Here is a 23,445-nt window from a genome sequence, read left to right as displayed (position 1 = left end):
GAGGCGTTTGAGAAGCGCCAAGGGCCTCGGAGGTAGGCGTGCTCTCCCTTAGTCAAGTGACTGGCCAGGAAGTTTGGGGACCCAAGGACCAGATGCTCGGCCGGGTCGCCGACCTCACAACTGGTCTGGACGGCGGAGCAGGCCCGCACCTGGTCGAGCGGGTCCTCGTGTCATGCCGTCGCGGGCAAGTCCTGCTGGTGCCCTGGGCGGCTGTAGAGTGCTTCGAGCACACCGGGGTAATCATCCGAGGCAGGGCGGACCCGACGACATTCGCGATCACGTCGACCGTTGACGCTCTTGCAGAAGACGAGATTATGCTCGTTCGCGACGTCCTCGATACCCAGATCGTGGACATAGTTGGCCAACGGCTGGCACGGGTTGCCGATGTGGTCCTTAATCGGTGCGCGGACAGCCGCCTCGAACTGGTTGGTGTTGAGGTCGGCTTCGGTGCGGTATTGCGGCGACTTCGGTTGCGGCAATTGGCCTCCCACGCCGGCGAGGACGTCGTCGCATGGACCGATCTGCACCTGACTTCCGAGCGGGGGCATGCTGTGCAGTTGGCTACCCCCAGATCCGCTGTCCACCACCTCGACGCTGCGGAACTCGCCGCGCTGATCAGCAGGCTCGACATCGAGTCGGCGACGGACGTCCTTGCCATTCGCGAACGGCACATTGCCGCAGACGCAGTCCGTGCCGCACATCCCACCGTCGGTGAGCGCGTTCTCCGGGCGATGCCCGGCGAAGCGACCGAACAGATCGTGGCCGCCATGCCCGTCGAGCATGCACGTCGTTGGCGCGCCCGGCTGGCGCACATGCCAGCGCTGCGGGGTCGGCGGTTCATTCGGTCCCGAGTATGGCCCCGCCGACGGCACGCCCCGGCCAGCGGCAGGCGTGCCGGAGGGGGAGGGAAGCCGTGAATCGCCCAGGGCGCAAGGGGTTTACTCTGGGCGCTCTGCTGGCGGTAGCCGGTCCTGGATTGCTTGCCGGCCTGTCCGACGACGACCCGGCGGGCATCACGACGTATTCTGTGCTTGGCGCCGACCACGGCTACCAGCTGTTGTGGGTTCTCGTGCTTTCCACGGTGGCGTTGGTGCTTTTCCACGGCTTGGCGGCACGCATGGGTGTGGTCACCGGGCAAGGTCTCATCGGGCTGGTGCGGCAGCGCTACGGCGTGCGCCTGGGCGGTGCTGTGCTGACCGCGCTCGTAGTGGCCAACATCGGCACAACCTGCGCGGAGTTCGCCGGAATCGCCGCCGGCTTCGAACTATTCGGAATCAGTCGCTACGTCAGCGTGCCCGCGGCCGCGGTGATCGTGTCTGCGTTGGTTCTGCGCGGCAGCTTCCACCGCGTCGAACACTTTCTGTTGATCCTGTCGACGGTGTTCCTCGCCTACATCGCTTCCGGCGTGATGGCCCGTCCGGACTGGGGAGCCGCGCTTCACGGCATGCTGGTGCCGACCATGCCCACCGACGGCGCTGCCATTGCGATCGTCACTGCCACCGTCGGTACGACGCTAGCGCCGTGGGGGCTCTCCTTCATTCAGTCCTATGCGGTCGATAAGAAGCTTCGAACCGAAGATCTCTCCCTCGAGCGGGTCGACGTGATCACCGGCGCCGTGTTGACAGGCGTCATCGGGTTCTTTGTGGTCGTGGCTTGTGCAGCAACGCTGCACCGCGACGGACGCTCCATTCGCGATGCCGCCGACGCCGCGGTCGCCCTTGAACCCCTAGCAGGGGGCGCAGCGTCGACACTGTTCGCAATCGGCCTCATTGGCGCGGCATTCTTGGCGGCGTCTGTGTTACCCCTTTCGACCGCATACTCGGTCTGCGAATATGCCGGCGTCGAAGCAGCGGTTGATGACCCCTTCAGCGAAGCGCGGCTCTTCTACCTGACGTTCGGGCTCGTCACGCTCGGCGGCGCAATCGCCGTGCTCATACCGAATGCGCCGCTGGTGACGATCCTCGTGGCGACTCAGGTGCTCAACGCGGTGCTGTTGGTGCCACTGCTGATTGTGATGGTCAATATCGCACGAGACCGTGATTTGATGGGGCGCTTCACCATCGGCCTTGGCGCAACGATCGCCTACTGGACCACGACCGCCGTGGTGGTGGGGTGCGTCGCGGCGCTGGCGATAACCTCGGTCAGCCGCTGAATCGCGAATTAGTCATTCCGGCCCGCGACCCACACTTGCCGCGCCCACCAACTCTGCCCTCACGCCAGAATCGTAGTACCGGGTAACCTGAGCGTATCCCCATCGAAGGCAAGACTGGCGGTCCGATCCGAGTAGCTGTGCTCTCGCCGATCGCGTGGAGGACACCACCCCGGCATTACGGACCGTGGGAGCAGTTCGCTTCGTTGCTCACCGAGGGCCTGGTGGCCGCCGGCCATGAGGTCACGCTGTTCGCCACGGCGGACTCGATCACCGCGGCCCGCCTGCACGCGACCGCGCCGTGCGGATGGTCGGAGGATGCCACGATCGACGCCAAGGTCGCAGAGTGCCTGCACATCGCCTCCGTGTTCGAGAGGGCGGGCGAGTTCGACATCATCCACAACGGGTTCGACTTCCTGCCGCTCACCTACAGCGATCTCGTGTCCACACCGGTAGTCACCACGATCCACGGGTTCTCGTCCGATCGGATCATTCCCGTCTACAAGCGCTACGACAGCGCAGGCGCGTACGTGTCGATAAGTGACGCCGACCGACACCCGGACCTGCACTACGCCGCGACCATTCACCACGGCATCGAAATCGACCGATTCGCAATCCATTCGAGTCCCGGTGAGCATCTGCTGTTCTTCGGACGAATCCACCCAGACAAGGGCACCGCCCACGCGATCGAAGTTGCCCGCCGGTGTGGGCGTCGGCTCGACATCGCCGGGATCATCCAGGATCAGAAGTACTTCGACGACGAGGTCGCACCGCACGTTGACGGGGACCGGGTGCGATACATCGGACCCGTCAACGCCTCTGCACGCGCCGAGGTACTGGGAGCCGCGCACGCGTTACTCCACCTCATCGACTTCGACGAACCGTTCGGCTACAGCGTGGTCGAGGCGATGGCCTGCGGCACGCCGGTCATCGCCAACTCGAGAGGTTCTATGGGCGAGTTGATTTCGCACGGCGTCACCGGCTTTCTCGTCGACGACATCGACTCTGCGGTGGCCGCGGTCGCCGCCGCGGACCGGCTCGACCGCCTGGCGATCGCCGAACTCACCGCCGAGCGCTTCACCGTTTCGGCCATGATCGACAAGTATGTCCAGGTATACCGCGACGTGATCGGTCGTCGGGAATGACACTGCCCCAAGAGGTGTGGTGGAAGTCTGCCGTGGTCTACCAGATTTATCCGCGGAGCTTCGCCGACTCGAACGGCGACGGCGTCGGTGATCTAGGCGGCATCATCGGCCGGCTGGACTATCTTCGGGCGCTCGGGGTCGACGTGATCTGGCTGTCACCGATCTACTGCTCGCCGCAGGCCGACAACGGATACGACATCAGTGACTACTGCGACATCGATCCGCTGTTCGGAACGTTGGCCGAATTCGACAGCATGCTCGCCAAGGTGCACGACATCGGCATGAAGTTGGTGATGGACCTTGTTGTCAACCACACTTCGGATGAGCACTCGTGGTTCGTCGAGTCGCGTTCCGCTCGTGGCGGCCCGAAGCGGGATTGGTACATCTGGCGCGACGCTCGTGACGGTTCCGAGCCGAACAACTGGGGGTCTCTTTTCGGCGGATCGGCGTGGGAGTGGGATCAGCGCACTGACCAGTACTACCTGCACCTGTTCGACCGTAGGCAACCCGACCTGAATTGGGACAACCCACATGTTCGAGGGGCAGCCTATGACGTCATGCGCTGGTGGCTCGATCGCGGTGTCGACGGCTTCCGCATGGATGTCATCAATTTCATCTCCAAGGCTCAGGGACTCCCCGACGCACCGGCGATCCCGGGCCGACGATATGTCGGTGCCATGGACATGTTCGTCGACGGACCGCACGTTCACGAATACCTCGCCGAGATGACACGCGAAGTCTTTGCCGGACGTGATGGCGAGTTCATCACGATCGGCGAAATGCCGGGCGTCACAACCGAACAGGCGCGCCTCTACACCGATCCGGAGCGCGGCGAACTGAACATGGTCTTTCAGTTCGAACATGTGTCCCTCGACCAAGGCCCTGCGGGCAAATTCGACTATGTCGGTTTCGATCTGGTCGACCTGAAGAGATCACTGCATCGATGGCAAGCCGCGTTGTCCGAGACCGGCTGGAACAGTCTGTACTGGAACAACCACGACCAGCCCCGCGTCGTGTCCCGGTTCGGTGACGACCACCTGGACTACTGGGCGGCGTCGGCCAAGGCGCTCGCGACCGTTCTGCACGGCATGCGCGGCACCCCGTTCGTCTATCAAGGCGAAGAACTCGGAATGACGAACTATCCGTTCCGAGTTCCCGCGGATCACAAGGACCTCGAGGCGCTGAGTTACTACCGGAGTGTGGTCGAAGCCGGGGGAGACGAGAGTGCGGCGCTGGCCGGTCTGGCCAAGATCAGCCGCGACAACGCCCGGACACCGATGCAATGGGACGCGGGACCGAATGCCGGCTTCACCTCCGGTGATCCATGGCTACCAGTCAACCCCAACCACGCCTGGCTGAACGCCGCAGCTCAACTCGACGTGAGTGATTCGGTGTTTGAGCATTACCGAGCTCTCATTCGCCTCCGCCACGAATTGCCCATCCTGGTGGACGGCGACGTGACGCCGCTGATGGTGGACGACCCGCAGATTTGGGCGTACACCAGAATTACCCCGAACGCGCGGCTCCTCGTCATCGCCAACTGCGGGCGTGATCCCCGCAGCGTCGAAATAGGCCGAGAGTGGATCGCGGCCGAGCTGTTGCTCGGCAACCTGCCCGGAACCCCGACCATGTCGTTGTCGTCGTCCGTTGCGCTTGCCGGCTGGGATGCACGCATCTATCTACTCGGTGGTGGGCCATTGTGAGTCGGTCTGAGCGTGATCGAGACGAATTCGGCCGGCCCAGAAGTAGCCGTCCCCGCGATGCCCTCGGCCGGCCACTTCCGCCCGGCAGCGAAGGCATTCCGCGCATTCCGGACGACCTCGAGTTGTCGCCGGCCGAAACACTTGCCGTTGCCCAGGATCTGCTGGACCGGGGCCTGGCGTTCAACGCGCACGAAGTGCTCGAGGCGGCATGGAAGAACGGCCCGGAGGACGAAAAGACACTGTGGCAATCACTTGCCCAGCTTGCGGTGGGCATCACCCACGTGCAGCGCAATAACGTCAAGGGGGCGATCACCGTACTTCGGCGGGCGTCGGGCGGCTTTGCCGTCGGTGAGACGGCGCCGTACGACATCGACATCGCTGGCCTGGCCGACTACGCCGACGATCTGGTTGAGGACCTCGCTGCGAACGTCGCGATCACGCAGGAACGCCTGATACCGCGTCTGGTCGTCCGTGACGTCGGACGGCGCTGAGGTTATCCAGGTCAGGGCCTAACTGGCACCCGCACCTCGGGGGTCGTATTCGGGTTTTGACAACTTCTCCGCGAGTTGGTTGAGTTCGGCCTGTATTTTCTGGCGCTGTTCAACATCGTTGTCCTTCGTGTCGTGGTCCGCTTGTCGTCGGGAGTGCACCACCTTTTCGACGTACTTGTTGGCGCTCTCAATCGCCGAATCAAATTTTCCGAGCACCTCTTCGATCTCCGCAGGATGTGCGACGGCTTCAATCTTGTCGGGATGGGTTTCTGTTCCGGTAATGGTGATTCCGTGCCCCTTAACCGTCTGCAGGAAGCAGTCCGTCCAGGCGACGGGAGGTAGCGGCAGTATTTGAATCCGAATGATGGCTTGCTGCAGTGTTTCGCCTACGACGATCTCGGGCTTGCCGACTCTGGCTATTGTCCATTTCTCTGACATCGCTGTCCTTTCTCAGGCTCTCTGGTTGCGACCGTGCAGACTAGCGTGGACGCGGCCCGCTTGGCTTTCAGTGACGGGATTCATGCGGGTTACCCGATTAGCGCGAATCAGATCGGGTTCGGGCGATCTATCGCAGGGGCTCCCGCCCGAATCAGCCCCCTCGCGCGCCGACTCGTGTTGATGCCCCGTCCTACCCGGTCGCCTGCAGCGTGATCTCGGAGATCTCAGTGCGACTCCGGCCATCGGTTGTGCCCAACTTGGAGATCCACACCAACACATTCGACGTCTTGGTCGAATCGCGGACCTCGATGCGGTTGTGTCCCGGTTGCAGTGGCGTGGTCGGGGTCAGCTCGGTGGTATCGGCCAACGTGGTCGGGGATTCCGTCGGTGAGGACCGGATCTGCACTTCGGTTCCGGTGCTCGACAAGTCGATGGTGACGGCGCTCAGCGCGGTCGCATCGGACAGATGGAGCAACAGTCCCTCTCCCTCGATGAAGTTCGGGAACGGGGTCGCATCCTTGTAGGTGACGGTCGTCCACGATGTGTCCGGGTTGCCGTCGATCGCCAGGCCGGCTTTCTGCGGGTTGTCCGGGGCGCCCCCGGGCGAAAAGACGGTCGCGCTCACTGGTTTGACGATCGGCCCGCTACGATCGCGGGACCCGAATCCGTCGGTGAACCACGCGATGGCAGCGGCCGTCACCACGACAACGCCGACGAGAGCGAGAAGTAGCGCCATCCGGCCACGTCTGCGATTCGGCGCCTTCTGCCCCGGCGTTTTCTCCGGCGGTGGCGACGTTTTCCGATTCGGAGAAGCGTCGTTCGCGTAGGTGAGGATCTCGTCGGCGTCCAGGGTGTTGCCGTCCCAGACACCGCTGACCTCAACTTCGTCGCCGTCTGCGGGCTGGCCCGCTCCGGGTTGAGTTTGTATCGAGACCGGAACGGACGCAGGCAGATTGTCGATCGGGTCAGACGGCAGCAAGTGGAAGGTCAAGCTCCCCAGATCACTGTGAACGCTGCGCGCGGTTCCGTGCACGACCAGACGCTCGAGACGCTGCGTGGACGGATGCGGTGACGCGGCACCAGGAGACGACCGCGGCTGCACGAGGGCTTCGGCGAACGCCAGGCAACTCGGGTACCGCTGGTTGGCGTCCTTGGCCAGCGCGCTGGCGAGAACCGTGTCCATGTGCGCGAGGTCGGGTCGACGGTCGGATATGCGCGGTGGTGGCGTACCCAGGTGGTGGCTGATCACCACAGCACGATTCGAATCCTGGAAGGGTGGCGCTCCGGTCAAGAGATGAAAAGCTGTGGCAGCCAACGCGTATTGGTCCGCCCTGCCATCGAGTGGCCTGCCCATGAGTTGCTCGGGCGCGATGTAGCTGATGGTTCCCAACGCGACGTTGTCGTCGGTCAGGTTGCTGACGTCGTCGATGTGGCGAGCGATGCCGAAGTCGGTGAGCAGCACTCTTCGCCGACGGCCATCGGATGCGGTCACCAGGATGTTCTCGGGCTTGACGTCACGGTGCAGCAGGCGGCGGTCATGACCGAAGTCGAGTGCGTCGGCCACCGCCGTCACGATTTCCGTGACGTCCCGTTCCGGCATACCGCCTTGGTATCGCTCTCGAACCAAACGGCCCGCGTCGGTGCCGTCCACGTAGTCCATCGAGATCCAGAGTCGGCCGTCGAACTCGCCACGATCGAGAACGCCGACGATATGCGGGTGCCGGAGGGTGGCGGCCAACTCGGCCTCGCGGGTGAACCTCGCTCGGAATTCGCGGTCGGCTGATGAGTCGATGGACAAGATCTTGAGGGCGTCCTGTCGGGGCAGACGAGGATGCTGGGCGAGGTAGACCTCGCCCATTCCGCCGGTGCCGAGCAATCTCTGGATCACATAGCCGGCGAAAACCTCACCGCTGTTCAACGGCATGTCGGAAAGCCTACGGCTAGCGCGTTGGACACTCAGAACTCCTCGTCTGTGTCTTTTGCTGTGAGGCCCCGTACTCTTCCACGGTGAACGCGATTGACCCCGACAAGCTCGACATCTGTCTGATGGTGCTTGCCGACATCGAGTCTTTGCCGCCCGAACATCCCGATGCGGTGGCAATTCGCCGGGCCACCGCGGGCATATTCAAGTCGGTGAAGAAGGCCCGCAGGCACGCCAAGCGCGACGCGGTAGCCGCAGCAGATCACGCCGTCACCGCGGCCACCGCCACCGGTGCGCCCGGCCGCATCGACGATGAAACCGCGGGCCTGCCGCTGGTGTCGAATGCCGCCGGGGCGTCGGCAGGTACGTTGCTTCGGTCGCGCGCCTGCTACATGTGCAAGGAGCGCTACACGGTGGTCGACGCGTTCTACCACCAACTCTGTCCCGAGTGCGCCGGGGTCAACCGCGCCAAGCGCGACGCCCGCACCGACCTGCGCGGCAGAAACGCCCTGCTCACCGGTGGCCGCGCCAAGATTGGCATGTACATCGCGCTGCGACTGCTTCGCGACGGCGCGCACACGACGATCACCACCCGCTTTCCGAACGACGCCGTGCGGCGCTTCGCCGCGATGCCCGACAGTGCCGACTGGCTGCACCGGCTACGTGTCGTCGGGATCGATCTGCGCGACCCCGCGCAGGTCGTCGCGCTCGCGGATACGGTCGCCGGGCGGGGCCCGCTGGACATCCTCATCAACAACGCCGCCCAGACGGTGCGTCGAGCTCCCAACTCCTACGCGGCGCTGGTAGAGGCCGAGCGGACCCCGCCAACGGAACTGGTCGACGTGGTCACCTTCGACCGCGTCAGCGACGCCCATCCCGCGGCACTCGCCGGCAGCCTCGCCGAGCACCAAGCTCCGCACGCGGTGACATCACTGGCTCTCGCCGCCCGCAGCGCGTCTCCGGACCGGATTGCCGCGGGAACCGCCATCGACGCCGGTGGCCTGCTGCCCGACACGGCGTCGGTCAACAGCTGGACCCAACGCGTGCACGAGGTCGACGCGATGGAACTGCTCGAGGTCCAGCTCTGTAACCAGACCGCCCCGTTCATCCTGGTGAGCCGATTGCGCCCGGCGATGGCGGCTTCATCGTCGCGCCGCAAATATGTCGTGAACGTGTCGGCCATGGAAGGACAGTTCTCAAGGGCGTACAAGGGCCCGGGACATCCGCACACCAATATGGCGAAGGCTGCGCTGAACATGCTCACCCGCACCAGCGCAGCCGAGATGCTCGAGCGGGACGGCATCCTGATGACCGCCGTCGACACGGGCTGGATCACCGACGAGCGGCCACACCCGACCAAGCTGCGGCTCGCCGACGAGGGTTTCCATGCCCCGCTCGACCTTGTCGACGGCGCCGCCCGCGTATACGACCCGATCGTCCGCGGGGAGTCGGGCGAAGATCTGCACGGCTGCTTCCTGAAGGACTACTCGCCCAGCAACTGGTAGCGGCGGGCCTAGGCCGCTTCGACGTCGACCACTGTCGACTCCGACGGGAACACGATCGCCACGATGTTCATCGGGTTGACCGCCGCCGTGGTTTTGCGCAGCGCATCGTTTGGCAGCGACAGCCGGAACACCTTCTTCCATGCCGAGCCAACCTGCTTGACCATCGGACCGCTGACGTAGGTCAGGCCGTAGCGCTCGAAGAGCTCTTGAACCTTCGGCGCGATCTCCTGGTAGCGATTGCTCGGCAGATCCGGGAACAGATGGTGTTCGATCTGGAAGGACAGATTGCCGGTCATGAAGTGCAACAGTTTATTTCCGCTGATGTTGGCCGACCCGAGCATCTGCCGGAGGTACCACTCGCCACGGGTTTCGCCGTCGATCGACTTCTTCTCGTAGGTCTGCACGCCTTCGGGAAAGTGTCCGCACATGATGACCGAGTGTGTCCACAGATTGCGGACCAGGTTCGCGGTCAGGTTCGCAGTCAGCGTGGTGACTGCAGACGGCCCGGACAGCAGCGGGTGCAGCACGTAGTCCTTCGTCATCTGCCTGCGGATCTTGGCGACCACATCCTTGCTTTGGCGACGGAATTCTTCTTTGTCCGTCTTGCCCTTAAGGTACTTGCCGATCTTGAGGTCGTAGGCCGCGATTCCGTACTGAAAGAAGCAGGCGTTGATGAAGTTCCACAGCGGCTGCGCGAGATAGAACGGCATCCAGCGCTGATCCTCATCGACCCGCATGATGCCGTACCCGAGGTCCTCGTCCTTGCCGACAACGTTGGTGTAGGTGTGGTGGATCTCGTTGTGCGAATGCTTCCACATATCGGAGGGGGATGCGTTGTCCCACTCCCATGTCGTCGAGTGGATCTTGTTGTCGCGCATCCAGTCCCACTGACCGTGCATGACGTTGTGGCCGATTTCCATGTTCTCGACGATCTTTGCGACTGAGAGTCCGGCCGTTCCTGCCAGCCATGCAGGCGGAAAGAGCGAGAACAACAGCACGGCGCGGCTGCCTAGTTCGAGTTTGCGCTGAAAGTCGATGACGCTGCGGATGTAGTGAGCGTCCCGTTCGCCTCGGCTGTCAAGCACCTGCTGGCGAATGGCGTCGAGTTCGTGGCCGAGATTCTCGATGTCCTGGGAAGTGAGGTGGGCGATCGGATTCTGTTCTTGGCGTTGCAGAGTTGTCATTGGAGTTTCCTTTTCAGAGGTCGATGTCGCAGGTGCCCGCTGCTGCGGAAACACAGGTCTGGATCAAGACGCCGTCACCGGGCGCCGCTGTGGTGATGTCACCGTTGCGAAGGTCGCGTACGGCTCCCTGGCGCAGCGGTGCCACGCATCCGAAGCAGATGCCCATCCGGCAACCGGACGGCATCAGTACGCCGGCCGCTTCGCCTGCGTCGAGCAGCGTCTGGTCGCCCGGCGTGTCGACGGCCGTCGCAGACTTGCTGAAGGTGACGGTCCCGCCTTCACCGGCGGTGACCACGGTGGGCCTGAAGCGTTCGGTGTGCAGGCACCTGGGCATGCCGGCGTCGGCCCAGTGCCGTTCGAGGGCGTCGAGCATGGCTGTCGGTCCGCATGCCCAGGTCTCGCGCTCGGACAGGTCACTCACCAGATCGCTGAGTTCGGCGGAGCTGAGCATGCCGTCGGTGTCGGTGTGCTTCTCGATCAAGCGGATTCGCCCTTGGCTGGCCAGCATGCGCAGTTCGCCGGCGAAGATCACATCTTCGGGGGTGGGGGCGCTGTGCACAACCACGACGTCGGTGCGCTCGGCCATGTTGCGAAGCATGCCCATCACCGGGGTGATACCGCTTCCCGCCGTGACGAACAAGATCTTGGTCGGCACCACAGCAGGGATCGTGAATTCGCCTGCGGCCTGGTCGAGTTGGATGACCGTACCGACCGTCGCCCGTCGCACGAGATGGTTGGACACCTTGCCACCGGGGATCGCCTTGACCGTGATTGCGATGCAACCGTCGGACCGATCGGTGTCGGAGGTCAGGGAGTACGCCCGCCACTGTCGTACGCCTTCGACGTCGACACCGATGCGGACGTACTGCCCCGGTTTGTACGGCCGCCAGCCGCGGCCAGGCTTGATGATCAGGCTGACGGCGTCGCGTGTTTCGGGGTGTATGGCGACGATCCGGCCGCGCAGCTCGGTGCCCGAGTGCAGCGGGTCGATGATGTCGAGGTAGTCGGCAGGGAGAAGCGGGGTGGTTATCCGCTCGGCGAGTTGAAGGAACCGGCCGCGCAGCGTGCCCATCGGGTTGGTCCTGGGTGCTGTTGTCGTCATAGCACCACACTCCATCATCTGGGGTATAAACTCTTGACCAGCCGGTGTGAATTACTGCTACGAAGTTGTTCGGAGTGAACAATCTTGGCGGACGAGACGATGAGATCGTCGGATCGAGGATTTGCCGACCTGGTACTGAACGACCAGGTAGTGACCGCTCTACACGGCGTGCTACCCGCGGTAGCCGAACACACTGTGGCGGCCGTCACCGTCGAAGTGCCTAGCTATGCCGACGCATTCAGCGGGCCCATGGGTGAACGCATCGAGGGCGCGGTGCAGATGGCGCTCGGCGCATTTCTTCGTCTGGCTGCCCGGTCAGAAGGGTCCGATCCCGGCCCGACGTTATCGCCTGCGCTTGACGGCGCCTATGAGCTCGGTCGCGGCGAGGCGCGCTCAGGTCGATCGGTGGACGCGCTGTTGTCCGCCTATCGCGTCGGGGCCCGCGTGGCGTGGCGCGAGCTTTCCGAATCCGCCGTCGACGGCGGCTTGCCACCCTTGATGATCGCGCGGTTCGCCGAATTGGTTTTCGCGTTCATCGACGAGCTGTCCGCGGCGAGCGTTTCCGGGCATGCCGAGGAACTGGCTTCCACCGATCGGGCAAGGCGCCGTCAACTCGACCGACTCGCACAGCACCTCCTCGCAGGGGCGCCCATCGAGACGCTGCAGGCAAGTGCCGAACGCGCCGACTGGCATCCACCGGATACCCTCACCGCGGTCCTGCTTCCATCGGCGCAAACCCGCGGACTCGTTTCCCGATTCGGACAATCAACTCTGCAACTCGGCGATGACCTGCCCGGCATCGACGCGTCCGAATCGGTCGTCGTGCTTCTCATCCCGGATGCGCACGGTCTGAACCGGTCCCGATTGTTGCGAGAAATCCGAGATCGCAGGGCAATCGTCGGCCCGTCGCGCAACTGGACACAGGCGCACTCGTCCTATCATCGCGTCCTGCAGGCCCGCGAACTCGGCCTTGTCGGCGATACCGAAACGATCGATACCGACACCCATCTCGTCGAACTCGTCCTCGGCGCGGACCGCGAAGCCGCTGACGATCTCCGCCGACTGGCGCTCGCACCGCTGGATCAGTTGCGTCCCAACACCGCCGAACGGCTTGCCGAAACATTGCGATCGTGGCTGCTACACCAAGGCCAACGCGACGCAGTCGCAGCCGACTTGTTCGTGCACGCGCAAACGGTGCGGTACCGCATGACCCAACTTCGTGAACTGTTCGGCGAACGCCTCAACGATCCCCGGGCGGTCCTCGAACTCGTCGTCGCACTGTCGATCCCAGCCACGACCGATTCGCCGACTGCGTCGTGAGGCGCACCGCTTTGTCCGCTTAAGCGGATTGCGGCCTTGCCTGAGGGATAGGAAATCCTCCCCTCGTACCTTCCTGATTCTGGCTTTGCGGCGATTACCCAGCAGGTTTGCGCGAACGACTATTGGTGCAGCGGGAAAAGCAAGCCAAGGCCGATCAGTCGGCCAACACACATACATCCCCGTGACGCAGGGCCAGAGAACCAAACCGTGCTCCACCCCGGAGCCGCGACAACCCACAGGAGAGATCATGACCACCACCTTCCAGAGCCTTACCAGCCACCGGGGCCGGGCCATCGCCGCGACCCTGCTCGCCTCGGCGGCGTCCGTCGTCGGCATGATGAGCGCCGCCCCGGCGCAGGCAGCCGACCAGTACATCGCGCTGGCTCTCGGCTTCGTCAGCGAGAATCCGCCCGTCACGATGGCCGGCGGCTCGTCGATCGCCGGCACCCAGGACGCAGCCGCACAGGGCGCGCTGACGAACTGTGTGAACAATGGCGGCGATCACTGCGTGACCGTGGTCATCGGCACGAACGAGTGCGCAGCGGCCGCCTCGAACAACTACGGCGAAGAGGTCGGGGCGAAAGGCTCGTCGGTTGCCGCCGCCTCGAGCGCCGCGCTAGGCCAACTGCAGAACCAGACGGGCGCCAAGGTCATCGTGTCGGGCTGCTCGAACGGGAACACCACCCCGCCGCCGCCGAACGACCCGCCGCCCCCGCCTGCGCCCAAGCAGGGGCCGACGGTGTCGTTCAACAAGGTCCTCGGCGGTCTCGAGTCTCACATCACCGACCGCAGCGGTGTGACGTCGCAGTGCACCTATGCGACGGACGACTACAGCCGCGGCTTCGCCTTAACGGCCAACTCAACGTACGACCTGAGGATCGTCCCGGCCATCCCGAAGTTCAAGAACTGGACCGTGACGATCACGTGTGACAACGGCACCAGCACGACGGCGACGACCTACTTCTGAGCCGCGGCTTCGCCCTAACCCGATCCGCCCGGACCGTTACCTCCCAACGGTCCGGGCGGTTTCGGCTATTCTGTTGAGCCGCCGATCAATTCAGGAATCGGTCGACGTACGAAGCGAACCGCGAGCGCAGATCCGATTCGTCGATTCCGAACACGTGCCATGACGTCGCGACCCGGCCGAGCCTGCCTCGTGGGTGAGCGCTCAGGTAGTCGGTGATTGCGGTGCGCACCGCGGCGTCGAAGGGTTCGCCGGCAAGTGCGTACAACCGTTCGGCGGTGCCCAGTTCGTCAGTCATGAAGTCGTCGAAGCGGATGTCTACCGAGCGATCAGCCGGTATCACATCGCGATCGCGTACACACGATTCGAGCAACCGGTCCAGGTTGTCCACCCAAGCCTCAGCGATCAGACCGACGTCGACGTCGGCGCGGTGCATCCGCTCCGAGTACGTGATCATCGTGATCATCGACAGCGCCACCGGAATCGGGTTGCGATGGGTGAACGCGACGATCACACCCGGGAACACGCGCTCGAGCACCGGCAGTTGACCGAGGTGTTGCGGTGACTTGAGCACCCACCGCCGGCCCCCCCGCAAGAACTGCAGGGCTTTCAGTTCAGTGGCCAGATATTCATACGAGGAGGTCTGGTCGGTGGACCAGTAGTACTCGGTCCAGCGGGGAACATGGGCGAGGGTGTCCATCAACATCGTCGAAAAGTCGTTGGCCAGCAATTGAATCTCTTCGTGCGCGTGGTCGGTGGTCATCTCGTGCATCAGAGCGAAATGGGGCATCAGGATGTCCATCATCGCGACGGCCGTGTCCATCCGAGCGATGCGGGGATCGGGACGTAGCCCCGCCTCGGAGGCCAGGGGAAACGGCTCGACGCTCTCCCAGTACGGCAGGCTGCGGAAGGTCGGAGCCGCCGACAGCATGTTGTGCAGGTGGGTGGTGCCCGTCCTGGGTAGCCCGGCGATCACTACCGGGGGAAGCAGTTCAATGTCGGGTATTTCGGGGTGCCGCTTCAATAGCGCGGTCAGCAGCAGCCGATTCTTGAGCCACTGCACGAGCTGCGAGTGGAAGTTCACGATGCCTGGGCCGTGCATGTCGATGTGGCGAAGATCGGACAGATAGAGCTCCAGCCGCTCGCGGTAGTCATCAGGTCCGAAGTCGGCGAGGCCGGTTTCGGTCCGCGCGCGGTCGTGCATCACGGCGGCGTCGAGCGGGCACTGCGGCGCGACAGCCGACATCATATCCCGGATCTGTTGTGCCTCAACGCTATAGCGCGGCTTGGCGAGATCGTCGAGATGGACGACCTTCGTTGTGGCATCGGTCACGATCAATTATGTTACAGTCCGTTACGTAATGACGGAAGGGGCGGTGAATCGTCCCGGAGGCGAGGAACGGCGCATGACCACCGCCCATGAGGCCACCGATGCCTGGCGCGAACTGCTCGACACCCTTCGCCAGTTGGATCGCTCCTTCATGGAGGGTGACAAGGCCGTCACCGACGACCGTCACATCGCCGACGGGTACCGCATGCTGGCCACGACGCTTGGTGTCGCGCTGGATACCTACCTGTTCGCCGACCCCAGCCGGCCGTTGTGGGTCGAGGTGAACTCGCCGTGGCGCCCGGATCGGCGATGGGGTGGCGACAACACCGACGCCATCTACTTCATGTGTCCCGTCGATCCGCAGCGGCGCTACCGAATCAGTGGCAATCGCGGTGACAGCGTGTACTTCTCGGTTACCGCCTACAACGAGCCGTCACCGGGGGCGTGGTCGGACAAGATCGTGAAGATCGTTCGCGACGACGATCTCGACATCGACGACGACGGAAACTTCAGCTTCGACTTCGGTCCGGCGGCCGACGCCGCAGTTCTGATGACTCGCGACTATCAGGCCGACCCCCACGTCGGCACGCCAGTGAGGTGGAAGATCGAGGCGCTCGACGCGCCCGAACCCTTACGCCACGGGGAGGCGGAAACCGCGGCCGCACTGCGGGCCAGCGCCGCATGGCTGCGCACCATGTTCGCCATTCTGCCGCTCGCGGTGGGCGTGAAGAACGCAGGAGAACACGAGCTCGGCCACAAGACGGCGATGTCGGCGAACGAGTTCGCCGAGCCCTATCAGGTGCCAGACGCGAACTTCGGTTGGTCTGCCCGTGACGCCTGCTACGCCTACGGCAGCTTCGACCTTGCCGATGATGAGGCGTTGGTGATCACGCATCGGCCGCCCAACTGCCGGTTCTGGAATCTGGTGGTGTGGAACCAGTTCATGGCCGTGCCCGGTGTGCGCGATGCGCGAAGTTCGGTCAACGGCTTCACGGCGGTACCGAATGCCGACGGCTCGGTGACGGTCGTGGTGTCCCGCGGTATGACGAGCCATCCCAATTCGCTGACCACACTGGACTATCCGCGCGGCAACTTGGCGTTCCGCTGGTTCCTGGCCGACGAGGTTCCCGCGCGCCCCGAGGTTCAGTTCGTCAAGATCACCGACGCGCCGACCGCGGCGAGTTGACCGAACGGCGACGCCGCGGCGTCTTCCACGTCGAGTTGGCCAATGCGGTGAGGGCGTCGGCGGTTCGCATGCAGAAGTTCTCGTAGTCGACGAGGCCGAAGGTCAGCGCACGAATGACGGTGGTCGCGACGAGGAAATCGAATATCGCGTCTGTTCGGAGCCGCAGTTCCGTCGGCGGCAGGTCGGTCAGGTAGCCGCGTATCAAGTCGGTGAACTGTTCGCGGACATCGTGTTCCGTGCGATTGACCAGTCGTTCGTACAGATCGACGTCGTGCTCGTAGGCCATCAGCAGTCCCGGTATCGCCGCCCGGGTCACGGGGTCCGCGAACTGCCGGGTGAACGCCCACGTCCAGGCGTGCAAGTCCTTGCGAAGCTCACCCGTCGAGGTGGGAATGGCCGTCGGCCCGATCTCGCCGAACACCGCATCCTCGATGATCGCCTCGCGGCGGGGCCAGCGGCGGTAGATCGTCGGTGCGCCAACGCCGGCACGGCGTGCGATGGCAACGATCGTCGTCGCCTGATAGCCCTCCTCGACCAGTAGTTCCCTGGTTGCGGCAAGCACGTCGATATCCTTCTGCGGATCTCGCGGCCGCCCCGGTAGGGGTTGAGGTGCCGTGGTCACCGAAAAACGGTACCGCAGACGGGGAGTTTTATTACGTGCGGCCCCATAACGGATATGTCACTTGTGGGTGGGTTCGCCTTCGGTGGTCACCTCGAAGGTGTTGAGGAAATTGCATACGAGTTGGTAGAAGCCGACCGTGACCACGAGGTCGGCGAGTTGCGTCACTGTGAGAACTTCCAGGGCGTCGGCGCGGTCGCTGCCGATCAGGGTGTGGTCGTCGATCAGTTTGTCGGTCCAGGCGAGGATGCCGATCTCGTCGTCGGCCAGGCCCTCGGTGGAACCGGTCGCGGCTGCGGCGATGGCCTCTGCCGACAGCCCGGCGTATCCGGCGATCATGGTGTGTTGATGAGTTTCGTACGGCGCGTCACAGCGGTATCCGACCCGCAGGATCGCCAGTTCGCGAAGGTGCGGCGGAAGCGAATTCGCTTGAAACATGGCGTCGGCCATGACGAAGAAGCCGGGCGCGAGGCCGGGGGAGTGCATGACCATCCGATAGATGTTGACCGGAGCGTGCTGGCTGAGGGTGTCCTTGAGGTGCTGCGGCAAGGCGTCGAAGTCGGGATAGTCCATGGTGATCACTCCCGGCCGCGGATCGGGTCGCTGCCGTCCCAGCCGGTGGCGACATCGCGGATGTATTGGAAGAACTGGCCTTTGAACCCGCTGATGTCTGATAGCTCGATGACGGTGCCCTGTTCTGCTTCGGTGTCGAGATAGGCGAACCGGCCTTGTTCACCGCCGATGCAGCCCTCCTGCCCGATCTTGTAACCGGCGGCGAGCGCACTGTCCAGAAGATTCTGGTAGTCGTCGGACCAGTACGCGATGTGTTGCATCCCTTCGCGTCCAGCATCGAGGAAGTCCTTGTACATCGACGGGGCGTCGTTGCGCGGCTGGATCAGTTCGAGCTGTACGTCCCCGGAGTTGGCCAGGGCCACGCTCATCTGCATGTCGGAGTCCGCGCCGCGGTATCGGAAGAAGTCGGTCTTGACGCGGTCAACATAGAACCAGGGGCCGACACCGTGGCGCACCCAGTTGTCCATTGCGGCGTCGATGTCGCGCACAACGTAGCCGATCTGGGCGATCTTTCCGAACCGGATGCTCATGTTGGCCGCCTTTCCTTCTGCTCCGATTGGAGGCGGTGAATGAGGAGGGCTCCGACTTCGCCTCGGGCGGCGTCGAGGTCGACGTGGTCGTCGATCAGTGATTGCAGTGCCACGCCGCGGAGCATCGCGATGATCACCGTGGCGAGCCCGTGCGGGTGGACGGTGCGCGGAATTTCGCCCGCTGCCGCCGCCTGCTCGATACGTTTTTCGATCTCTTCGCGGAATTCGCGGTCAGCGGCGACCATCCGGCTTCTGGTTTCCTCGTCGGGATTGGCAACGGCGTCTGCCCACAGCGCCAACCGTGCCCGGTTGACCGATTGCAGATCGGTGACGACATCGAAGTAGATGCCGACGAGCGTCCGCAGTTCCGTCACCGCGTCCTCGGGTCGGCCACGGTCGAACACCGCCTCGCGAAACTGGTGGGTGACGGCTTCAACGACCCGCTGCATCAGGGCACCCTTGGAGCCGAAGTGATGGGTGGCCAGGCCGCGGCTGTAGCCGGCGCGTTCTCCGACGTTGGCCAGCGTGACGCGGGACGGCCCGACCTCACCCACCATTTCGGCTGCGGCGGCGACCAGGCGCCGTTCAGCTTCGGTTCGGCGGATCTCCTGCGTGCGCGTCGGTGCGGCGCTTCCGGGTGGCGCTGCGGACATGGCTCTCACCTTACTAACTTGTTGACCAACAAGTTACGGTACCAGCTGGTACCGCGTTAAGGAGAACCAGGGAAAGCGGTGTCAGATCGCCGCGCCTGCATTGGCCACCGGTCGATTGTGGTGGATCTGACGGAGGAATCGGCCTATGGCGGCGACAACTGCTCCGGTTCGTGCACCGTCGACCAGGTCGAAACCGTGACCGACGCCGGGCAACTCCACATAACCGACGGTCGCGGCCGACACGGACCGCAGCTTGCCGACGAACGCGCGCGCTTCGCCGACAGGGATGAGGCTGTCGCGGCTGCCGTGCACAACGAGAAACGGTGGCGCATCATCGTGGATCCGATCCACCGGTGAGGCCGCGTCGAACATTTCCGGGTGGCGAACCTGCGAGCGCTTGACGACCACGCGCTCGAGGAATTCCATGAATCGTGCGCGCTGCACCGTGGAGCGGTCCTGCCAGTCGTAGAGGCCGTACAGGCTGACGACGGCATCGACAGATGTGTCGGCGTCAGCGGGTAGTTCGGTTTGCCACTGAGGGTCGTTGGCCGTCAGACCGGCCAGCGTTGCCAAGTGGCCGCCTGCGGAACATCCCGCGGCGACAATGAATTCGGGGTCGCCGCCGAATTCGCCGACGTGGGCGCGCGCCCACGCGATCGCCGCCTTGACATCGGTCATCTGGCGCGGCCAACGATGTTGCGGGCTGGTCCGGTATTCGAGGGAGAGGCAGACCCAGCCCCGTCTGACGAGGTGGGCCATCAGCGCGTGTCCCTGCAGTGTCCGGCTCCCGAACACCCATGCTCCGCCCGGAATGTAGACGAGTACCGGAGCGGGGGCGCCGGGCTGTTCCTGGCTCCGCCACACGTCGAGTACTTGGCTGGGGTGATCGCCGTAGTGCACCGACGACCGGTGCACATAGCGGCGCTGGCCCGCCGCCTTCCAGAGGGGCGCCCGCTGCGGATGTGACGGCCACGGATGTGCGAGGTCGTCGGCGCTGACGATGCCCTGCAACGCCTCCGTCAGCACCGAAGGTGTCAGCGCGAGTTGCTCGCGAAGGAGTTGGTGGCCGCCGGGGTCGAACCGCGCTCTGGCCATCGACGAGACGATGCCGGGCAGATACGTCCTGCCGCAGACGCCGAGGGCGGCCATGCCGCTGATCGGCTGGATATGCCGTCCGATCAGCGGGGTCGACGCGGATACTGCACTGAGCGCGATCAAGTAGTCGCCCGGTTTTGCCCGCGTCATCCATCGGAGGTAGGACCGGACGGTGCGAACTGCCTGCCCAGCGTCTACTCCCGACATTGCTGCAGCGTAGGCCCGGCAGCCATCTTTAACTACGGTAATGGTCTTGCCGTAAGACATTGATCAGGCGTCGATGGCGCCGTGCGTGTGGCGTGGGGAACCGAAGGGAACCAACGATCAAATGGAGCAATTGAGCTGGACCGACGACATGATGCTTCGCGCCGAGAGGCCGGAGACTCCGATGCAGATCCAGATGTTGCTGGTCTATGACCAGTCGACGGCGCCCGGCGGCAAGGTCACCTTCAAGCGCATTCTCGAAGAGATCGATGCCCGACTGCATCTGGCGCCCACGTTCCGTCGGCGGCTGACCGACCTACCCGGCAGCCTGCACATGCCGTACTGGGTCGATGATCCGAACTTCGATCTCGAGTACCACGTGCGTCATATCGCGTTGCCTCAGCCGGGGGACTGGCGCCAGCTGTGCATACAGATCGCGCGCATCCACGGACGCCAGCTCGATCTTCGAAGGCCACCGTGGGAGATGACGGTGATCGAGGGTCTGAACTCCGTGCCCGGCGTGCCACCGGGATCGTTCGCGATCTCCATCAAGCTGCACCACTGTGTCGTCGACGGAATGGAAAGCGTCGAGTTGATGGCGGCCATGCACGACCTCGCACACGACAGCGCGCGCCCCGCCCCGCCGGACAAGCCGTGGAATCCACCCGCGCTGCCGTCGACAGCAGACCTCGTCTCGCGGACGGCAATCAACGGTGTCCTGCACCCGCTGCGGGCGGGCAAGGTCTTGATTCCCGGCGCACTCGGCGCGTTGCGCCACATCGGGGAGTTGCCGGCCAAGGTCGTCGGCGGGCTGGCGGCGGCACTAGGCCCCGAGTCGGGCTCGCTGTTTGCGCCGAGCACACGATTCAACGGCACGCCCACACCGCAAAGGGCGTTCGAAGCACGTTTTCACGACCTCAGCGATTTCCAGCGGATCAAGGCCTGCGTGCCTGGCGCGACCATCAACGACGTGGCACTCGCCTATGTCGGGGGTGCGCTTCGCCGATATCTGGATGGCCGCGGCGAGCTGCCAGAGGAGACTCTCGTTGCCGCGTGCCCGATGTCGATCCGGTCGAGCGGCGAAAGCGGCAGCGGCGGCAACCGACTGTTCGGCCGGTTGCAGGCGTTGGGGACCACCTTCGCTGACCCGATGGAACGGTTGGCGGCGATCGTCGACGACGCCTCTGCGTTCCGCGAGTCTTCCGATACCGCCAGCAGCTCCCGGCTGATGGAGCTGGTGGGCACCGTGCCAACGACGTTGCTGGGGCTGACGGTCAAAGCCGCTAATGCAGTGCCCTTTTCCGGCCCTGCGGTCGCCAACACAACGGTGAGCAACGTGCCGGGTCCGACGGATCCGATCTTCTTCGTGGGCGCTCGCCTGGTGAAAGTCACCGGGCTGGGTCCGTTGATCGGCGGGATGAACCTCTTCCACATCGTGGCGAGCTACAACGGCACCGTTTCTATCGGGGTGACGGCGGATCGCAGCGCACTACCGGATCCGGGTCACTACGCCGACTGCATGCAGAGCTCTTTCGAGGAGATGCTCAGCGCCGCAAAATGACCAGCGCGGCGGATCGGGTTATCGGTGTGACTACGGGGTATCGCCGACAGATGTCATTTGCTCCCCACGACGGTTTGATCGATGTGCTCATTGTCGGTGGCGGTAACGCCGGAATCAGCGCGGCGGCACGACTCATCCGGCACGGCATCACCACCGTCGCCGTCGTCGAACCGCAGGACGTTCACACCTACCGACCGCTGCTGTCCTATGTCGGTGGCGGCCAGGCGTCCATGCGCAGTGCCGAACGCACACAGCGGTCGGTGACGCCGCGCGGCTGCACTTGGATCCGTGATTCCGCGGTCGTCGTCGACCCCGACGAGAAGGCCGTGCGGTGCGAGAGCGGAAGGACATATCACTATCGCGACCTCATCATCGCCTGCGGCCTGGTCCCCGACGATCAAGCCCTTCCGGGTATCGAGACAGCTGTGGCCACGCCGGCGGTGGCCAGCAACTACCTGAACAGCGCGGACAAAACCTGGGAATTGGTTCGATCGATGACACCGGGGAGCCACGCGGTGTTCACGGTGCCCCGGCCACCGGTCAGTTGCACCGGGACCACCATCAAGCCGTTGTTCTTGGCGGCTGCACATTGGAAGCGGGCGGGATATCTACCGGGCGTTGACATTTCGCTCGCGATCGACCGGCCTGCTCTGCTGGGAGTGCGGGCACTTGACGAGCGGCTGAACCGTCATCTCGAGAAACTGGGGGTGCGGGTGCTGTACGACGCGACGGTCACGTCGCTCATGCCCGAGCAGCGCCGGTTGACGGTGAGCCGCTCTGGCGAAGCCACGGAGACGGTGTCCTACGACATGTTGCATCTGGTTCCGCCATTCCGCGGGCCGGATTGGCTTACGTCGTCCGGGCTCGCCGCCGAAGGCAGCCATGGGCTTGCCGACGTCGATCCGCGGACCTTCCAACACCGCTCACACCCACAGGTGTGGGCGGTCGGCGACGGTGCGACCGTCGACACCGATCCCTCGGGAGGTGCACTGCGGCGGCAGGTCTCAATTCTTGTCGACAACCTGCTCGCTGCCCGCAGCAACGGTTCATTCTCCAAATACGACGGATACACAGTCGCGCCGATCGCGACGGACGCCCACCATCTGATTGCGGGCGAGTTCGATCGCTCGGGCACGGTGACATCGTCGCTGCCCTCGTTCGTCGACCCACTCAAGCCGCGACGCACGGCGTGGGCGTTCGACCGTTACGCGCTTCCTCTGATCTACTGGAAGCTCATCTTGAACGGTCGGCTGTAAGCAGCGAAAAGAACTGTCGCGACGGATCTTCGGCGTCGAGGCTGCCCTTTCTGGTGCCCCGCGATATCGGGTGGCTGAGGTCGTTTGTCGACGGATCGGTCACCCGTGCCCAGTCGGTCACGATCGTCCGCTCGACGATCTTCCAAATGTCTCGCCGCTTCTCGTACTTGTCGAGATAGCGTCCGCCGACGATGACATCGACATCATGATCGCCCGCTCCGAATGTGTGTACCGCGATCGTGTAGATCTCGCCCTCGGCCCTGTCACCGTCTATTGCGAAGTTCACGGTGGTGATGTTGTGCTGCATCGACCGGATGTGTGGACGGGACGCGGCCAGCGTGCCGAGGAACTCGTCGACACTTCCCGTCGAGAACTCTCCGTGGGCGTCGATGGCGTCCTCGTGGTAGAGATCCCGCAACGTCGTGAAGTCGCTGCGATCGACGGCGCGACAGTAGGCGTGCACCAGCTTCCGCAGCGCAAACTCATCGAGCATTTCTTGCAGCAGCGCCTCAGTGG

At 64.1% G+C, this 23,445-nt stretch carries 22 protein-coding genes; 10 read left to right on the top strand and 12 right to left on the bottom strand.

Annotated features, from left to right (window positions below; all coding sequences use genetic code 11):
• Nucleotides 1-170: 170 nt before the first annotated feature.
• Nucleotides 171-782 carry a hypothetical protein gene (locus QOJ24_RS16965; RefSeq protein ID WP_526263238.1) on the bottom strand — a complete coding sequence of 204 codons (612 nt, stop codon included), beginning with the start codon at nt 780-782 and terminating at the stop codon, nt 171-173.
• Nucleotides 783-913: 131 nt separating this feature from the next.
• On the opposite strand from QOJ24_RS16965, the gene QOJ24_RS16960 reads away from it, so the two are divergent.
• The 4 genes from QOJ24_RS16960 to QOJ24_RS16945 all read left to right on the top strand — a co-directional run bounded on the left by QOJ24_RS16960 (nt 914) and on the right by QOJ24_RS16945 (nt 5,488).
• On the top strand, nt 914-2,152 hold the full coding sequence (locus QOJ24_RS16960; RefSeq protein ID WP_526263236.1) for an NRAMP family divalent metal transporter: 1,239 nt from the start codon (nt 914-916) through the stop codon (nt 2,150-2,152).
• A 137-nt stretch (nt 2,153-2,289) separates the two neighbouring features.
• Nucleotides 2,290-3,294, top strand: a complete 1,005-nt coding sequence (locus QOJ24_RS16955; RefSeq protein ID WP_526263234.1) for a glycosyltransferase family 4 protein — start codon at nt 2,290-2,292, stop codon at nt 3,292-3,294.
• The gene (locus QOJ24_RS16950; RefSeq protein WP_526263232.1) at nt 3,291-4,997 is read left to right on the top strand and encodes an alpha-glucosidase; all 1,707 of its coding nucleotides are present in this window, start codon (nt 3,291-3,293) and stop codon (nt 4,995-4,997) included. The genes QOJ24_RS16955 and QOJ24_RS16950 overlap by 4 nt, the downstream gene beginning before the upstream one ends.
• Nucleotides 4,991-5,488 (top strand): DUF309 domain-containing protein, encoded by a 498-nt coding sequence (locus tag QOJ24_RS16945; RefSeq protein ID WP_526263240.1) that lies wholly within the window; start codon nt 4,991-4,993, stop codon nt 5,486-5,488. The genes QOJ24_RS16950 and QOJ24_RS16945 overlap by 7 nt, the downstream gene beginning before the upstream one ends.
• 18 nt (nt 5,489-5,506) lie before the next feature.
• Here the strand turns inward: QOJ24_RS16945 and QOJ24_RS16940 are convergent, their stop codons facing one another.
• Together QOJ24_RS16940 and QOJ24_RS16935 are read right to left on the bottom strand one after the other, a co-directional pair.
• Complete coding sequence (locus QOJ24_RS16940; protein ID WP_526263231.1) at nt 5,507-5,926, bottom strand: hypothetical protein; 420 nt, start codon at nt 5,924-5,926, stop codon at nt 5,507-5,509.
• A 190-nt stretch (nt 5,927-6,116) separates the two neighbouring features.
• Nucleotides 6,117-7,850 (bottom strand): serine/threonine-protein kinase, encoded by a 1,734-nt coding sequence (locus tag QOJ24_RS16935; RefSeq protein ID WP_526263229.1) that lies wholly within the window; start codon nt 7,848-7,850, stop codon nt 6,117-6,119.
• Nucleotides 7,851-7,933: 83 nt separating this feature from the next.
• Between QOJ24_RS16935 and QOJ24_RS16930 the strand changes: the two genes are divergently transcribed.
• Nucleotides 7,934-9,352, top strand: a complete 1,419-nt coding sequence (locus tag QOJ24_RS16930; protein ID WP_526263227.1) for an SDR family NAD(P)-dependent oxidoreductase — start codon at nt 7,934-7,936, stop codon at nt 9,350-9,352.
• A gap of 8 nt (nt 9,353-9,360) precedes the next feature.
• Here QOJ24_RS16930 and QOJ24_RS16925 read toward each other — a convergent pair whose 3' ends face one another.
• Nucleotides 9,361-10,536: a fatty acid desaturase family protein gene (locus tag QOJ24_RS16925; RefSeq protein WP_526263225.1), complete on the bottom strand. Its 1,176-nt coding sequence runs from the start codon at nt 10,534-10,536 to the stop codon at nt 9,361-9,363.
• Between the two features lie 13 nt (nt 10,537-10,549).
• Nucleotides 10,550-11,638, bottom strand: a complete 1,089-nt coding sequence (locus QOJ24_RS16920; RefSeq protein WP_526263224.1) for a ferredoxin reductase — start codon at nt 11,636-11,638, stop codon at nt 10,550-10,552.
• Nucleotides 11,639-11,788: 150 nt separating this feature from the next.
• Between QOJ24_RS16920 and QOJ24_RS16915 the strand changes: the two genes are divergently transcribed.
• Both QOJ24_RS16915 and QOJ24_RS16910 read left to right on the top strand, forming a co-directional pair.
• A complete protein-coding gene (locus tag QOJ24_RS16915; RefSeq protein ID WP_526263222.1) occupies nt 11,789-12,958 on the top strand; it encodes a PucR family transcriptional regulator in 1,170 nt (389 codons plus the stop codon).
• Between the two features lie 247 nt (nt 12,959-13,205).
• Entirely contained in the window at nt 13,206-13,925 is a 720-nt protein-coding gene (locus QOJ24_RS16910) for a DUF4189 domain-containing protein (RefSeq protein WP_526263220.1), read from the top strand.
• Nucleotides 13,926-14,010: 85 nt separating this feature from the next.
• Here QOJ24_RS16910 and QOJ24_RS16905 read toward each other — a convergent pair whose 3' ends face one another.
• Complete coding sequence (locus QOJ24_RS16905) at nt 14,011-15,255, bottom strand: sulfotransferase (RefSeq protein WP_526263218.1); 1,245 nt, start codon at nt 15,253-15,255, stop codon at nt 14,011-14,013.
• 73 nt (nt 15,256-15,328) lie between these two features.
• Here QOJ24_RS16905 and QOJ24_RS16900 point away from each other — a divergent pair, with 73 nt between their 5' ends.
• Entirely contained in the window at nt 15,329-16,438 is a 1,110-nt protein-coding gene (locus QOJ24_RS16900; RefSeq protein WP_526263216.1) for a DUF1214 domain-containing protein, read from the top strand.
• On the opposite strand, the gene QOJ24_RS16895 is transcribed toward QOJ24_RS16900, so the two are convergent.
• The 5 genes from QOJ24_RS16895 to QOJ24_RS16875 form a co-directional block, all read right to left on the bottom strand.
• A complete protein-coding gene (locus QOJ24_RS16895) occupies nt 16,410-17,060 on the bottom strand; it encodes a TetR/AcrR family transcriptional regulator (protein ID WP_526263214.1) in 651 nt (216 codons plus the stop codon). The genes QOJ24_RS16900 and QOJ24_RS16895 overlap by 29 nt on opposite strands.
• 57 nt (nt 17,061-17,117) lie before the next feature.
• Nucleotides 17,118-17,630, bottom strand: a complete 513-nt coding sequence (locus tag QOJ24_RS16890; RefSeq protein ID WP_526263213.1) for a carboxymuconolactone decarboxylase family protein — start codon at nt 17,628-17,630, stop codon at nt 17,118-17,120.
• A gap of 5 nt (nt 17,631-17,635) precedes the next feature.
• Nucleotides 17,636-18,160, bottom strand: coding sequence for a VOC family protein (locus QOJ24_RS16885; protein WP_526263211.1), 525 nt, complete (start codon nt 18,158-18,160; stop codon nt 17,636-17,638).
• Entirely contained in the window at nt 18,157-18,813 is a 657-nt protein-coding gene (locus tag QOJ24_RS16880; protein WP_526263209.1) for a TetR/AcrR family transcriptional regulator, read from the bottom strand. Before QOJ24_RS16880 ends, QOJ24_RS16885 begins: the two co-directional genes overlap by 4 nt.
• A gap of 81 nt (nt 18,814-18,894) precedes the next feature.
• On the bottom strand, nt 18,895-20,115 hold the full coding sequence (locus QOJ24_RS16875) for an alpha/beta hydrolase (RefSeq protein WP_526263207.1): 1,221 nt from the start codon (nt 20,113-20,115) through the stop codon (nt 18,895-18,897).
• Between the two features lie 121 nt (nt 20,116-20,236).
• On the opposite strand from QOJ24_RS16875, the gene QOJ24_RS16870 reads away from it, so the two are divergent.
• Nucleotides 20,237-21,673, top strand: a complete 1,437-nt coding sequence (locus QOJ24_RS16870) for a WS/DGAT/MGAT family O-acyltransferase (protein WP_526263205.1) — start codon at nt 20,237-20,239, stop codon at nt 21,671-21,673.
• Between the two features lie 50 nt (nt 21,674-21,723).
• Entirely contained in the window at nt 21,724-22,929 is a 1,206-nt protein-coding gene (locus QOJ24_RS16865; protein ID WP_526263203.1) for an NAD(P)/FAD-dependent oxidoreductase, read from the top strand.
• Here QOJ24_RS16865 and QOJ24_RS16860 read toward each other — a convergent pair.
• Nucleotides 22,907-23,445 (bottom strand): nuclear transport factor 2 family protein (locus QOJ24_RS16860; protein ID WP_526263201.1); only part of this gene is annotated, 539 nt, incomplete at its 5' end. The genes QOJ24_RS16865 and QOJ24_RS16860 overlap by 23 nt on opposite strands.

The sequence above is a fragment of the Mycobacterium sp. genome, assembly GCF_032159775.1.
Taxonomy (GTDB): domain Bacteria; phylum Actinomycetota; class Actinomycetes; order Mycobacteriales; family Mycobacteriaceae; genus Mycobacterium.
This window is presented reverse-complemented; position numbering and strand designations above follow the sequence as displayed.